The sequence below is a fragment of the Desulfocapsa sulfexigens DSM 10523 genome, assembly GCF_000341395.1.
GTDB lineage: Bacteria > Desulfobacterota > Desulfobulbia > Desulfobulbales > Desulfocapsaceae > Desulfocapsa > Desulfocapsa sulfexigens.
Genome location: NC_020304.1, coordinates 2,573,538 through 2,586,859, shown reverse-complemented (window position 1 = coordinate 2,586,859; position 13,322 = coordinate 2,573,538). Strand labels below are relative to the sequence as shown.

The following is a 13,322-nucleotide window of genomic DNA, read 5'->3' as shown; positions in this document are numbered from 1 at the left end:
ATGGTGTCACTGCTTAGACAGCATCCTTTTCACAAGCATACAGAATCCATTAGCCGTCACTTTTCAGGAAGAATAGTGATGCTGGCTGCATTTTCCGGGTTCAGATATTTTGCGCCCAAAGCTTGAACATCTTCAAGAGAAAATGAGGAGAAACCAGAGAGAATAGTAGTGGGCCACTCCAACTGTTCTGGATATCTGGCAGAGTTTGCAAGTACGGATTTCAACCAGTAACCGTTAGTCCGAACCATGTCCCTCAAAGAGGTAAGCATAGGCTCCTTGGCACGTTCAAGTTCCGCGTTACTGATATTGCCCTGCCATATTTCTCTTGCTATGGTTAACACTTCCTGGTGCAGTATTTCCACCTGACCTGGATCAACGATAAGAACAGCCCGCATAACCCCGAAACCGTCATAGATACGGCTCGATGCATTGTATACCTGAGGTGAATAAGATGCTCCGAGTTTTTCCCGAACGACTCTTCTCATTTTATCCGAGAATATTTCTGCCAGGAGATGTAACCCCCTTGTCTGTTGAATATCCCAAAAATCATCCGTTTTCCAGGCAACAACGAGCATCGCCTTGTCGATGGAAGAAGGAACTGTCAGGCTGAGACTTTGCCCCTGTGGAAAAGAGATGTTCACCTTCTCCACCGGAGTCGAGGTTCTTTCGGGCAGGACTGAGAAATATTTTTCAGCCAGACGAAGCACTTCAGCTTCATCAAAATCCCCAACAAGAGAGATCTCGAGCGCACTCTTCCCGGCTGCGGGCAAAAACCACTCCTCAATCTGTCTTCTATCCAGTTGAGAAAAAACAGTCCATGGGGGCAGGCCAAAACGCTGACTTCCCCCTGCAAGAAAAGATTCTCCCTGCATACTCATAATGCCCTGTACTTCTGTTGCTGCCCCATCATAAAACTGCTTAAACGTATCCATGCTTACCTGAAAGGCATTCATATCTACTTCCGGGTCAGCAACTAAACTCTGCAGTACCTGAAAGAGCAACTCAGCATCTTTATTGAGAGACTTTCCCTGCCAGCTAAAAGAATCCGGATTGACACGAAATGTCGTTTCAACGCTGGCCCCTGAGAGAATTCTGTCAAGCTCACTCTTGCTCAGGGTTGATGTGCCGGATTGATTTATAACGGAAGTTGTCAACATGGAGAGGGCAGGCGCAGGTTCCGTTGAGGCACCGTGGCCAAAATCAACAGAGATCTGAATCTCATTTGGGGCAAAGGTGGTTTTTTTTAGATTCAGAACAACATTGTTATCAAAGATCACACGCTTACTTCCAATGTCAACAAACTGCTCCTTGCTTTTTACGGGCGTCGGTTTCCCAAGATGGAGATAGGGGAAATCCTTCTGAATTGTATCTGCATAGGCAACAACATCTATGTCCATTGCGGCCCTGTAGTTCGATTCAATAACAGGAAGAGGATCTTTTTCAGAAATAACTGCATTCCCATTCACTTTCACCAGACGATTGGAATGTGACCATAGATCCCGAAATTCCTTTTCAACATCCGCAAGAGTCATCGACTCAAGAACGGGAGCAAACAACGCTTTGTCCTGTTCCGGTGACTGCACTACCCGATTGTTGTTAATACTGCGAATAATAGATGATACCAACTCCTTGGAGTTTTTACTTTTGGCAGTCAGTACTGCCGAATCAAGCTCTGCCTGTAACTCTTTTTTCACACGCTGTAATTCAATCCCGGTAAACCCAAAGTTCAGGGCCTGCCGCAGGCTGTTTTCAATCAGAGACAAACTCTGTTGCCATTTATCCGCATCACTCTTGGCCCCAATTTCCGCGTACCCAATGCGATTTAAAAAGGTTCCGGAATACACTTTTGCAGAAGTAAAGGGTGTGTCACTTTTTCTTGTAAGTTCATCGAGACGATGCTGAACAATCTTACTTGCTACATAACCTGTCAATTCCTTCACCTGCAGTGCAAAAGAATCATCCTCGGGTTCCACATTCCACAGACTTGCAATACTTGTTTCAGTAACTCCCATTTCAGCTTCATGATGATAAAAGAACTCAGAACCTTCATGCTGCAAACGTCCAAATTCAGGACATGGAGGCTGTTCTCCTTCTCCTGTCAGTCCTGCAAATTTTTCCTCCACCAGGGGCTGAATTTCCTCGAGATCGAAATCACCAACCATAACCAACATCATATTTTCAGGGCGATACCAGGCATCGTAAAAGCTCTTCATCAGAGAATGGTCTGCCTTGTTCAAAGTTTCAAGGACCCCAATAGGCATGCGCTCAGGGAGCATGGTACCTCGCATGGAAAATGCCGTCTCTTTCACATGGGCACGATACCCAGCTGAATCTCTACTCCTTTTTTCAGCAAGTATTACTCCCCGCTCCCGATCAATTTCCGTCTCCAACAACAGGGCACCCCGGGCATAGTCAGAAAGAACCAACAATCCCTTGTCTATATCCTGAGCGGTGCCCTTTGGTAAAATAATATCGTAAACGGTCTCATCATAGCTGGTATGCGCGTTGGTATCCCCACCGAAACTCATTCCGATTGACTGAAAATATTCGACCAACTCTCCTGGTTGAAAATGCGTTGTCCCGTTGAAAAGCATATGCTCAAGGAAATGGGCAATGCCTCGCTGATCATCATTTTCATTAAGAGATCCCGCCTGAATGTTGAGTGACATCGCCACCCTGTCTCTGGGCTCAGAATTCTTTTTCAGTATATAGCGAAACCCGTTCTCAAACCGCCCGAAGGTAATGGATGGATCTGGTCTCAGATCACTCTTTTCATGAGGCCATGCCGTAGAAAAACAATCAGCCAGACAGGGTGATAACAAAAACGTTGTTACAAAAAGAAAACCCGCTAAAACAGCTATTCCAATTTTTTTACAAAAAACCATTCTTTCTCCTGTTCTATTCAGGTTATTCATTGCCATACTATCACTCAAGGTGAAATCTGGAAGAAGCAATGATAATATGCTACATTCACTTTGGCAGTAGAAAAACAAAACATATCGTTTACAAAGGCTGCCGTATCAAGGCAATTAAGAATTATAACCATTTAGTATGGAATCGCAAGACCATGCAGGACGAAGATGAATATAAATATACAGCCTCGATTTATGACTTTCTACTCTCCCGGGGCCTGCGCTCTATTCGTCGTAATATCAGAACCATACTCAAGCATTCCGGGGCAAAAAATGTTATCGATATCTGCTGTGGGACCGGCGAACAGCTGCGAATGTTGAGTGAAGAGAATATGCTGCTCACCGGAGTTGACAACTCTCCTGCAATGATCAGCAATGCTCGCAAGAAAAGTCCGTCGTCCATTCACTATCTTGAAACAGATGCCACTCAATTGCCCATCGCTGACAATAAATACGACGCTATCGTTATAAGTTTTGCTCTTCATGAGAAGGCTGCCCCTCACCATAAAGCCATCTTCAGAGAAGCCTGCAGACTCGTGAAGCATAATGGTCATATCATTATTGCTGATTACTCCACTCCCACACAAAGCTGTTCCTCGTTTCTCATTGGGAAAATTCTTATCCCTATCATTGAACGGGCAGCCGGTCTCAACCATTACCATAACTACAGAGACTGGATGAATCAGGGGGCACTCGAGGGCTTCCTCCAAAAAAACAGCCCAGGAAAGATCACTCTTGTTGCGCCGCATTCCAGGGAATGTATTAAGATATTTGTAATTTCCAACAGTAAGGACGATCCTTTATCGGCAAGCATCAGGGGTACCAACCGCCATCAACAGGTAGAAAGGGACACGTAAAATGGATATATCAGGAAAAACCGCACTTGTGCCAGGAGCATCAAGGGCCATAGGCAGGGAAATTGCCAGAAAATTAGGGGAAGCGGGGGTAAGGCTTATTCTTCCCACCTTTGACTGGCCGGAATCCATTACGGAGATGGAAGAGGAATTTAAAAACGCCGGATTTTCGTTTCTTTCCCTACCAGTTGATCTAAGATCGGATGCTGCCGTACGAAACCTGGTAAACCAGATAAACAAGAAGTATGGCAGCCTCAATATTCTGGTGAACAATATTGAACGCGGAGGCATGCCAGTCGTTCATGGAAGTTATGACCTCCCGCACAATGCTGAGCAATGGGATCTTGAGATATCCACAACCCTGAAAGCCAAGTGGCTCCTTTTCCACCACTGTCTTCCACTTTTACTGAAGAGCAGCGAAGGAGCCGTTGTCAACATCTCTTCCATCTCAGGCATCAGCGGTCGCAGCGGAGCCACAGCACCATTTTTCAATGATGCATATAGTGCTGCAAACCGTGCTATTTCTTCTTTCACGGAAACCTGGGCACGTGAAGCCGCGCCATCTGTTCGAGTAAATGAATTGATGCTGGGACTTATCCGTCAGCGACATGGAGAAGGAACAAGAGGCTGGGGGGAACTTGAGCAAGAGGAAAAGAAAGCAATCCGCAGCCAATGCCTGCTGCAACGAACCGGCACTCCTGAAGAAGTTGCCGAGGCAACTCTTTTTCTTATCAGAGATGCAGACTACATGACAGGAAGTATCCTGAAAATAGATGGCGGAGTGACACTTGGGGGGCAACCGGTTCCACCAATGCCAAAGGGGATATTGAATTAAACATCCAACGAAATAACGAACGTTTTTCTTCCCTGGGTTTCGTCACTCCCCCGTTAAACACTTGCAATTGGCTACTACTTTAATAATTAAATATCACGTGCCCATTCGGGAATATGTTTTAAGATATAATCCTGAATCATTTCCTTTTTCTGATCCCTGGGGACATCACCAACCGCCTTCTCCAATTCCTCAAAATCAAACCAGCACACTTCACGATCGTCTTTATTGTAGACAGTGAGAATTTGCCTGTCCTGATTATGGATATCCTCTTCTTCCTGAATTGCCCCAACCAGCTGCAGCGCCTCCTCACGAGGGAGAAATTTTATCTCTTCACTCATATCCAACTCCTTTGAAACAGAAAAAGGGTGACCAGGAATCAATCCTTATCACCCTTAATAACTTACATAAATACACCACCCAAAATTCTACTCAGGCAGGCTTAACAACTGCCCCCGAACGAATACAGCGGGTACAAACACGAGCCCTGACAGCACTGCCACCTGAAGTCAACATGCGAACTCTTTTGAGGTTCGGCAACCAGCGACGTCGGGTTTTATTGTGTGCATGAGAAACATTATTTCCAGTGGCAGGCCCTTTGCCACAAATCTGACAGACTTTAGCCATGACGATCTCCTTATATGGTTTGATTCCGAAAGAGTTTACAACTTTCGGATATCATAAAAAAATTTCTTTCATTTTCCTTTGACAAACGAGAAACTGCTTTTTATACCTGTTTTCCGCAAGAATGGCAAGTGTTTTTCCACAGAAGCACCTGCCTGGTCCTACCAGCCCCTGAAAAGCCATAAGACTACAAAAAAACCTTTATTGACAGGGGTGATAAGGCTTAGTAATTTTACATATTCCTTATTTTTTCTTTATTACTAAATTTTGACCTGTATCAATGCATACCTGCCCACACCTGTTAATTTCTGACCAGCCATGAATAGATTTGCGATCACCATCTACAACGTGGTACATAACAGGCAGCAAAAGAAATACTGTGAGACCTGACAAATACCTTGCTTTTTCAGAAATATTCTGATAAAGAAAACCATTTAATAATTATTATCAAGGATCAAATGAAAAAAAAGAATCCCCTATTCAGCTTTTTTTCTTCTGTTAAACTAGCTCTTTTCACTCTCTTTCTTCTTGCGGTCACTTCCATCATCGGAACAGTAATACCCCAGAAAGAAAGTATGAGCTGGTACGCCCAGAATTACAGTGAAACCACTGCAAGAATTTTTCAAGTTCTCTCCATCCCTGATATGTACAACTCATGGTGGTTCCTGGGATTACTTGGTCTTCTTGCCTCAAACCTTATCATCTGCTCCATTGACCGTTTTCCAGGCGTATGGCGGCAGATAAATGCCGACAACCTGGCAACCGATCCAAAACGTATTCAGAAAATGCGTTTATCTGCCAGCTGGACATCTAACAAAGCTGAAGAAACCCTTGCCACCGAGCTCAGCGACAGCCTTTCTTCCAAAGGCTGGAAAGCGTTCCAGCGTAAACGTGACGACACACTCCTTCTTTTTGCTCAAAAGGGTGCGATGACCAGAACCGGCGTGTATATCGTTCACGCTTCCATTCTTGTTATTTTTCTTGGAGCCATAATTGGTGAGTTATACGGATTCAAGGGATCGATAATGTTACCGGAAACCCAGGCCACCAATACTATTTTTCAAACTGGTACCGGAAAATCAATTGATCTCGGGTTCACGGTGCGCTGTGACCGATTTGATATCGAATTTTACGATTCCGGTATGCCTAAAGCATACAAATCTGTGCTCACGGTATCTGAGGACAACAAAGTAACAGTGAAAAAAGAGATCGTTGTCAATGATCCCTTAACGTACAGGGGAATCACTTTCTACCAGTCAAGCTATCAGGGCTATGAAGATTTTTTACTGACGGTTACCAACCAGGAGAATAACGAAACTCAAACCGTGCCCATGCCCTTTCAACAGCAGCAGGAACTCAGTAAACACAATGCCCGTATTGGCATCATTAATGCCGAGGCAATGGGACAGACCATCACACGAATGAAGGTGTGGTTTAAAGACGACCAGGGACCAGCCTCAACGTTCTGGCTTAAAGCTGGAGACCAGGTAACCGTTGAGCGTCCCGGAAAAAAATATACCATCGCAGGAAAACAGATGTATGCAACCGGACTTCAGATAGCAAAAGATCCTGGAGTATGGATTGTGTATCTTGGATGTGGACTAATGATCCTTGGACTTTTTGTGGCATTTTTTATGTCTCATAAACGTATATGGATACTACTCACTCAAGAGGACAACGGAACAACAGTCCTGGTAAGCGGCAGTGCAAATAAAAATAAAGTCGGTTTTGAAAGGATTTTCACCAGTCTCTCCTCGGACCTGGAAACTGACACTAAGTAATCGACAGAAAAAAGTAGACATTGGAGTTTCACGATATGGACAGTTCACAACTTTTAGGCATTACAACATTCACCTATATGTTTTCCACCATTCTTTATGCCATAATTTTTATATTCAAGGCAAAAAAACTTGGCCCCGCTGCAACCATCTTTACCATCGTCGCCTTTCTCGTACAGACTGCTGGTCTTCTTCTCCGATGGCAGGAATCCTACACTCTTGGATATGGCCATGCCCCACTTACCAACATGTATGAATCGGTGGTCTTCTTCGCCTGGACGATCATAGCACTCTACCTCCTTATTGAATGGAAATTTAAAACCCGGGTCATAGGAACATTTGCAGTACCCTTCGCTTTTCTTGCCATGGCTTACGCCTCATTTGCCACCGGGATCAATAAGGAGATCAGCCCCCTGGTCCCTGCTCTGCAGTCAAACTGGCTCCTTGCCCATGTTATCACCTGTTTTATCGGTTATGCTGCTTTCGCAGTAGCTGCAGGACTCGGAATCATGTATCTGGTCAAGAACATGAGTGAAACGAGACAGACAACAAATGATGAGTCCCTCCTCGGGACTCTCCCTCCCCTGAAGGTTATAGACGACATAACCCATAAGACCATGGTGTTCGGTTTTCTCTGGTTATCCGTTGGTATTATCACCGGCGCCATATGGGCAAATTCGGCCTGGGGAACATACTGGAGCTGGGACCCCAAGGAAACCTGGTCTCTTATCACCTGGTTTATCTATGCAATCACTCTTCATGCCCGTTACACCCGTGGCTGGGGTGGAACTCGGATAGCCTGGCTTGCAATCTTCGGTTTCATTTCTGTTATTTTTACCTATTATGGAGTAAACTTTCTCCTCTCCGGCCTGCACAGTTATGGTTCAAATTAACGGCCATTTCTTGACAACAACGACAAAAAAAGGTAGAAACTATCTGCAAGGTGAATGACCATTCAGCCATATGCTGAAACACATTATTTTTACAGGAGGATGTAAAATGAAGAAAGTTACACTGATCGCTGCAGCAACAGCCCTGGTTTTAGGGCTCTGTTTTACAGGAGCAAGTTTTGCCAATGATGCAAACGGTCCTGCTGAGATAACTCTTGAATCTACCATCGACAAGGCAAAAAAAGCCAAACCAGCAGTTTTCCCCCATGCAAAGCATCAGGAAAAACTTACCTGTGGTGACTGCCACCACTCCAAGGATGCTGACGGCAAGCAAGTTGCCTATGTTGAAGGTCAGAAGATTGAAAAATGCGAGTCCTGCCACAACAAAGCTGCAGGCATGCCTGACAAACTCAGCACTTTTAAAGATGCTGCACACGCAAACTGTAAAGAATGTCACAAGAAAACGGACAAAGCCCTTGCCAAATGTACCGTTTGTCATCCTAAAAAATAATAACTTCTCAGGATGCGTCTGCTGTTAAGCAGATTTGAAATAAAAAAAAGCCCGCCCTCACAGATATGAGGGTGGGCTTTTTTTATTCTCATTCGAGACCGCCTATAGCAAGCAAATCCCTTCTCTCAGCTAGCCTGCATTTTCGAAATGTCACCCACTCTCAAGAAAAGGGCTGATATTGCTGTAAGCAAATTAAGTCGATTGGCACGAACCCCATCATCTTCCGCCATCACCATTACTTCATTAAAGAACTCATCAACGGGTGTTTTGAGAATCAGCATTGCTGCGAGGGCTCCATTGTAATCACGGGCAGCAAGCAGGGGCTGAACCTCTTCAGCAAGCTTTCCAAAAATCGACGCCAGATTCTGCTCGGCTTTTTCAGTAAGAAGAGCTTCCTGCACATCCGTTGCACTATTAACTTTAATGATATTGCAAATACGCTTATATGAGGCGGCAAGAACCGCAAAATCCTCTTTAGCACGAATTGCGCTTAGTGCCTGAATTTTCAACAGACTATCATTAACATCATCAAACGCAACCGTTGTTACAGCTTCAACTGCCTCAGCATCGACACCGAGAGAGAGTTGATCATTGACAAATCGACCACGGATAAAAGCAACAACCTGTCGCACGGTTTCCATACCACCGTTAACCTTATCCCCATAAAGGGAGAGAGCTTTATGCACCACATCATGCAGAGACAGAGACAGTTCAAAGTGCTCTATAAGATGGAGGATAGCAAGAGCAATACGACGTAATCCAAAGGGATCAGCTGTTCCCGTAGGAACCTGACCTATCCCGAAACAACCGCTAATCGTATCAATCCTGTCGGCAAGCCCTACCACAGCACCCAGCAAGGAGGTCGGAAGTTCCGCACCTGCACGTTTGGGAAAGTAGTGTTCCTGAATGGCGAGAGCCACAGCCTGTGACTCGCCGTCCTGCAGAGCGTAGGCACAGCCCATATTTCCCTGCAAGGAAGGAAACTCACCTACCATGTCAGTGAGAAGATCGGTCTTACATAAGCGGGCAGCACGACAGGCATCATCGACTGAGTCAGGTGCAAACTGCTCAGCAAGAAGACCTGCAAGCTTCACAATACGCTCTGTTTTTTCAAGCATGGTTCCCAGTTCTGCTTGAAAGATAATTCCGGTAAGGGCATCCACGCGCTCTTCAAGTTTCTTTTCCTTATCACCTGAAAAAAAGAAGAATGCATCCTCCAGACGTGCCCGTAAAACGCGTTCATGGCCGGCACGGGTCAAGGCAATATCCTTAACATCAGTATTGTTTACCGCCACAAAGTGGGGAAGAAGATTATTTTCATTATCAACCACGGGAAAATATTTCTGATGCTCCCGCATGGATGTAATAAGTGCCTCATCCGGTAACTGCAGAAATTTTTCATCAAAACTGCCACAGACACCGTAGGGTTTTTCCACGAGGTTACAGACGGTATCAACCAGTGCTTCATCAACAGCAACCCTTGCAACCGTTGCATCAAGTGTTTCGGAAACCGCCTTCTCTATCTCGGTCAGCACCAAACTTCGCCGTTCAGCCTGATCAACCACAACAAAGACATTCTGAAGATTCTTCTTATAGCTGGCAATATCATCTACTTTCACATCTTCATTAGCCATAAAACGATGACCTCGACTCGTATCTGATGCTGCCGTGCCCTGATAGGAAAAAGGAACAATCTCACTATCATAAAGAGCAACGAGCCATTGAACAGGTCTGGCAAAGGAAATGCTATGACTTCCCCAGCGCATGGATTTGGGAAAAGAGAACCCCATCATCAAACCATTGAGAAGGTCAGGAAGCAGCTCCGTTGTCGCCACCCCTTTTATTTCCTGAACGAGCATCAGGTACTCGCCCTTATCTGTTTCAACGACTTTGAGATCGCTGACATCTGCCCCCCTGGAACTGGCAAAACCTATGGCAGCCCGGGTAGCATTCCCTTCGCCATCAAACCCCGCCTGCCTGGAAGGCCCCATAAGCTCATTTCGTGAATCAGGCTGTGAATCAACCAGATCTTCGACCAGTAATGCAAGACGACGCGGAGTTCCTAAGGTACTCACTGAACCATGAGCAATTTTCAATTCCCTTGCCCTGGCAATAAAATTCTCTTTCAACTGGTCGAGGGCTGGTTTTTGAAACCCGGCCGGCAGTTCTTCAGTTCCAATCTCAAAAAGTAATTCAGGCATAATTATTCATTTTTAGTGTAAATTTGATAACAGCTCTTTACGAGTAAGAGTCCATGGTGGCAAATGTGGAATAGCCCTCTGCGAGATTTTCAACTTTTACCGAAAATTCTTTGATCGCCTCTTCCTCTCGAAGACTCCCGGCTATTCGACGAGTCAGAGACTCAACAGACATACTGTTTTCTCCCTGAATGGGCGCCATATTACGCTCTCCTTCAATAACGGTCTCAACAAGAGCAATCAGATCCTCAATCCAGATAAAATTCTTAAATTTAACTGCAACAACAGCACGCCCCCAATGTCCAAGAGAACGTGGCAAGCCCTGACCTGTTTTTTTAGCAAGTGCCAGAGAGACCGGAACTTCAATCCGGAATTCAAGATCATCCACCACTTCAAGAGAACCGTGCATGCAGCACTCATACCTTCTCGATTTCAAGGTCTCAGGATCTCCCAGCTTATTGGCGAGAAAGTACGCAAAAGACATTTCAATATGAGCAGCTTCGGCCTCAAGCTTAGTCTTCATTTCTGCAAGAATATCATGGAATTTCCCGATATCAATTGCCCCATGAAAACGATTGAGAATCTCAACAAAGCGGCTCATATGTGTTCCCTTAAAATGATGGGGAAGATTCACATACATGTTCACTGAAGCAACGGTGTGCTGTTTAGAACGAGCTTTATCAAGGACTGTGACAGGATAGGAGATGGTCTTCACCCCCACCTTCTTGATATTAATGCGGCGGTGATCCTCCTGATTCTGGATATCTTTCATTTGTAAGGAAGACTGAGGTCTGAAGGATGAAGGAACAGAACGGTTGAAGGCCACGTGAAAGGCGGTCTTTCCTTCAGGCTAAAAACCTCCAACCTACATACCTTCTCGTAACAACAAAATAACTTAATGATAACTTTCAATTTTTTTCATAACAGCAGTTCAGGAACAAGTCCTAAGAGAGGTGTTTACGTACAGCTTCTTTCAGATCATTAATATTGGATGATTTCACCACATACTCGTCGGAAGCCCAGGCTCCAAGATCCTGCTTATACTCGTTATATGCAGAACTCAGGATAACAGGCAACTTGGGATTTTCCATTTTCATCTGACGTAGTGTTTCAATCCCATTCATCCCAGGCATCTGAATATCGAGGATCACCAGATCGGGAGACTCCTCTTTAAATTTCTGGATACCTTCCTCACCCGTATAGGCTGAAATCACTTCGTATCCCTCATCTTCGAGCTCTTCACGATAGAGCATCTGGATACCTTCTTCGTCATCAACAAGTAAGATTTTTTTCATGAAGTCCTCTAAGATATTCGCTCCAGTGACTCCCGCAGGTAGGAGGCAGCTTCTTCGGGCGGCATGGGGTTAATATAGAATCCCGAGCCCCATTCAAAACCTGCAATGGATGTGAGCTTGGGTACAATCTCAAAATGCCAATGGAAATGATCCATGTGCGGTGAACGCAGAGGTTGTGTATGAAGTACAAAATTATAAGGAACTTTGGGGATGCAGGCATCAAGCCGGCAAAGGCTTTCTGAAAATATTTCGGCGAGAGATGCCAGTTGTCTATCATCCTGCTCATGGTAGGCAGAGGAGTGACGGATGGGTAAAATCCACATCTCAAAAGGAGTTCTCGGAGCAAAGGGAGTAATGGTTATAAAATATTCATTCTTACAAACCACTCGAATGTCCTGTTTCAGCTCCTGACTGATAATGTCACAATATACACAACGTTCTTTATAATTATAATACGTTAAAGCACCCGCCAGCTCCGATTCTATTTTTCTCGGTAGTACCGGAAGTGCTACAAGCTGTGAATGGGAATGTTCCAGAGAGGCACCGGCGGCCTTACCGTAGTTTTTAAAAACCAGGACATAGCGAAATCGGTCATCATGTTCAAGATCTTTAATACGAACCTGAAAAGCCTTAAAAATCATGATCATATGTTCTGAGGGTAACTCAGAAAAAACATCATCGTGGTTGGGGGATTCCACGACAACTTCATGGGCACCGATCCCATTCATCTTATCATAGAGTCCTTCACCTTCGCGGTTAAGATCTCCCTCAATCACCAGAGCCGGATATTTGTTCGGCACCACCCGGACCTTCCAACCGGGAGAATTGATAATATTACTTTCACGGCCATAAGCCAGTACTTCATTGGGGGTAGTATTTTCATTGCCGGGACAAAGAGGGCAAAAACCACCGCTACCCGGTGATTCAACAATAACAAAATCCGAAGGTCGCTTCCCACGTTCCCTGGCAATGATAATCCATCGACCGAGGACTGGATCTTTTCTTAATTCCGGCATTTACACTATTTCCTTAAAGACTTTTCCTTTGATTCCTGGGCAGTTTTACACTCAATACAGAGAGTGGTGACCGGCCTGGCCTCTAGTCTCTTCAAGCCAATAAGTTCTCCGCAGCTGTCACATTCCCCGAAATTGCCATCTTCGATTCTCTGCAGGGCCTCTTCAATTTTTGAAAGCAGTTTCTGCTCCCTCTGTCTTATTCTAAGTTCAAAACTACGACCCGATTCTGCACTGGCACGGTCGTTAGGGTCCGGAATGTTTCCAGACTGATCATTCAACTCAGCCAATGTCCTTTCTGCTTCCTTCAGAATATCTGCTCGTTTTTCCTCAAGTTGCTTTCGGAAGCTATCCAGTACTTTATGTTCCATTCAAAAAACCTCTCATTTTAAACATAAAAACATTCAATATGAAA

13 protein-coding genes are annotated in these 13,322 nt (G+C 44.9%); 5 read left to right on the top strand and 8 right to left on the bottom strand.

The window, feature by feature from the left end:
- Positions 1–56: 56 nt before the first annotated feature.
- Entirely contained in the window at positions 57–2,885 is a 2,829-nt protein-coding gene (locus UWK_RS11550) for a M16 family metallopeptidase (RefSeq protein WP_015404553.1), read from the bottom strand.
- Between the two features lie 68 nt (positions 2,886–2,953).
- Between UWK_RS11550 and UWK_RS11545 the strand changes: the two genes are divergently transcribed.
- Positions 2,954–3,769 carry a class I SAM-dependent methyltransferase gene (locus UWK_RS11545; RefSeq protein WP_015404552.1) on the top strand — a complete coding sequence of 272 codons (816 nt, stop codon included), beginning with the start codon at positions 2,954–2,956 and terminating at the stop codon, positions 3,767–3,769.
- A gap of 1 nt (position 3,770) precedes the next feature.
- The gene (locus UWK_RS11540) at positions 3,771–4,601 is read left to right on the top strand and encodes an SDR family NAD(P)-dependent oxidoreductase (protein ID WP_015404551.1); all 831 of its coding nucleotides are present in this window, start codon (positions 3,771–3,773) and stop codon (positions 4,599–4,601) included.
- An 86-nt stretch (positions 4,602–4,687) separates the two neighbouring features.
- Here UWK_RS11540 and UWK_RS11535 read toward each other — a convergent pair whose 3' ends face one another.
- Positions 4,688–4,939, bottom strand: coding sequence for a hypothetical protein (locus tag UWK_RS11535; RefSeq protein ID WP_015404550.1), 252 nt, complete (start codon positions 4,937–4,939; stop codon positions 4,688–4,690).
- Positions 4,940–5,030: 91 nt separating this feature from the next.
- Complete coding sequence (gene rpmB / locus UWK_RS11530) at positions 5,031–5,225, bottom strand: 50S ribosomal protein L28 (protein ID WP_015404549.1); 195 nt, start codon at positions 5,223–5,225, stop codon at positions 5,031–5,033.
- A gap of 455 nt (positions 5,226–5,680) precedes the next feature.
- Between rpmB and resB the strand changes: the two genes are divergently transcribed.
- The 3 genes from resB (at position 5,681) to UWK_RS11515 (ending at position 8,401) form a co-directional block, all read left to right on the top strand.
- Entirely contained in the window at positions 5,681–7,003 is a 1,323-nt protein-coding gene (gene resB / locus UWK_RS11525; RefSeq protein WP_015404548.1) for a cytochrome c biogenesis protein ResB, read from the top strand.
- Between the two features lie 35 nt (positions 7,004–7,038).
- Positions 7,039–7,893 carry a c-type cytochrome biogenesis protein CcsB gene (gene ccsB / locus UWK_RS11520; protein WP_015404547.1) on the top strand — a complete coding sequence of 285 codons (855 nt, stop codon included), beginning with the start codon at positions 7,039–7,041 and terminating at the stop codon, positions 7,891–7,893.
- A gap of 106 nt (positions 7,894–7,999) precedes the next feature.
- Entirely contained in the window at positions 8,000–8,401 is a 402-nt protein-coding gene (locus tag UWK_RS11515) for a cytochrome c3 family protein (protein WP_015404546.1), read from the top strand.
- Between the two features lie 125 nt (positions 8,402–8,526).
- On the opposite strand, the gene glyS is transcribed toward UWK_RS11515, so the two are convergent.
- The 5 genes from glyS to dksA all read right to left on the bottom strand — a co-directional run bounded on the left by glyS (position 8,527) and on the right by dksA (position 13,278).
- Entirely contained in the window at positions 8,527–10,602 is a 2,076-nt protein-coding gene (glyS, locus tag UWK_RS11510; protein ID WP_015404545.1) for a glycine--tRNA ligase subunit beta, read from the bottom strand.
- Between the two features lie 37 nt (positions 10,603–10,639).
- Entirely contained in the window at positions 10,640–11,371 is a 732-nt protein-coding gene (locus UWK_RS11505) for a GTP cyclohydrolase I FolE2 (RefSeq protein WP_015404544.1), read from the bottom strand.
- Positions 11,372–11,543: 172 nt separating this feature from the next.
- A complete protein-coding gene (locus UWK_RS11500) occupies positions 11,544–11,894 on the bottom strand; it encodes a response regulator (protein WP_015404543.1) in 351 nt (116 codons plus the stop codon).
- A gap of 8 nt (positions 11,895–11,902) precedes the next feature.
- A complete protein-coding gene (galT, locus tag UWK_RS11495; protein WP_015404542.1) occupies positions 11,903–12,910 on the bottom strand; it encodes a galactose-1-phosphate uridylyltransferase in 1,008 nt (335 codons plus the stop codon).
- Positions 12,911–12,915: 5 nt separating this feature from the next.
- On the bottom strand, positions 12,916–13,278 hold the full coding sequence (dksA, locus tag UWK_RS11490; RefSeq protein ID WP_015404541.1) for an RNA polymerase-binding protein DksA: 363 nt from the start codon (positions 13,276–13,278) through the stop codon (positions 12,916–12,918).
- Positions 13,279–13,322: the final 44 nt, after the last annotated feature.

Bases quoted from the DNA above. Each gene is read 5' to 3' on its own strand.
- UWK_RS11550 (WP_015404553.1), bottom strand. From the start codon at position 2,885: ATGGTTTTTTGTAAAAAAATTGGAATAGCTGTTTTAGCGGGTTTTCTT.
- UWK_RS11545 (WP_015404552.1), top strand. From the start codon at position 2,954: ATGATAATATGCTACATTCACTTTGGCAGTAGAAAAACAAAACATATC.
- UWK_RS11540 (WP_015404551.1), top strand. From the start codon at position 3,771: ATGGATATATCAGGAAAAACCGCACTTGTGCCAGGAGCATCAAGGGCC.
- UWK_RS11535 (WP_015404550.1), bottom strand. From the start codon at position 4,939: ATGAGTGAAGAGATAAAATTTCTCCCTCGTGAGGAGGCGCTGCAGCTG.
- rpmB (WP_015404549.1), bottom strand. From the start codon at position 5,225: ATGGCTAAAGTCTGTCAGATTTGTGGCAAAGGGCCTGCCACTGGAAAT.
- resB (WP_015404548.1), top strand. From the start codon at position 5,681: ATGAAAAAAAAGAATCCCCTATTCAGCTTTTTTTCTTCTGTTAAACTA.
- ccsB (WP_015404547.1), top strand. From the start codon at position 7,039: ATGGACAGTTCACAACTTTTAGGCATTACAACATTCACCTATATGTTT.
- UWK_RS11515 (WP_015404546.1), top strand. From the start codon at position 8,000: ATGAAGAAAGTTACACTGATCGCTGCAGCAACAGCCCTGGTTTTAGGG.
- glyS (WP_015404545.1), bottom strand. From the start codon at position 10,602: ATGCCTGAATTACTTTTTGAGATTGGAACTGAAGAACTGCCGGCCGGG.
- UWK_RS11505 (WP_015404544.1), bottom strand. From the start codon at position 11,371: ATGAAAGATATCCAGAATCAGGAGGATCACCGCCGCATTAATATCAAG.
- UWK_RS11500 (WP_015404543.1), bottom strand. From the start codon at position 11,894: ATGAAAAAAATCTTACTTGTTGATGACGAAGAAGGTATCCAGATGCTC.
- galT (WP_015404542.1), bottom strand. From the start codon at position 12,910: ATGCCGGAATTAAGAAAAGATCCAGTCCTCGGTCGATGGATTATCATT.
- dksA (WP_015404541.1), bottom strand. From the start codon at position 13,278: ATGGAACATAAAGTACTGGATAGCTTCCGAAAGCAACTTGAGGAAAAA.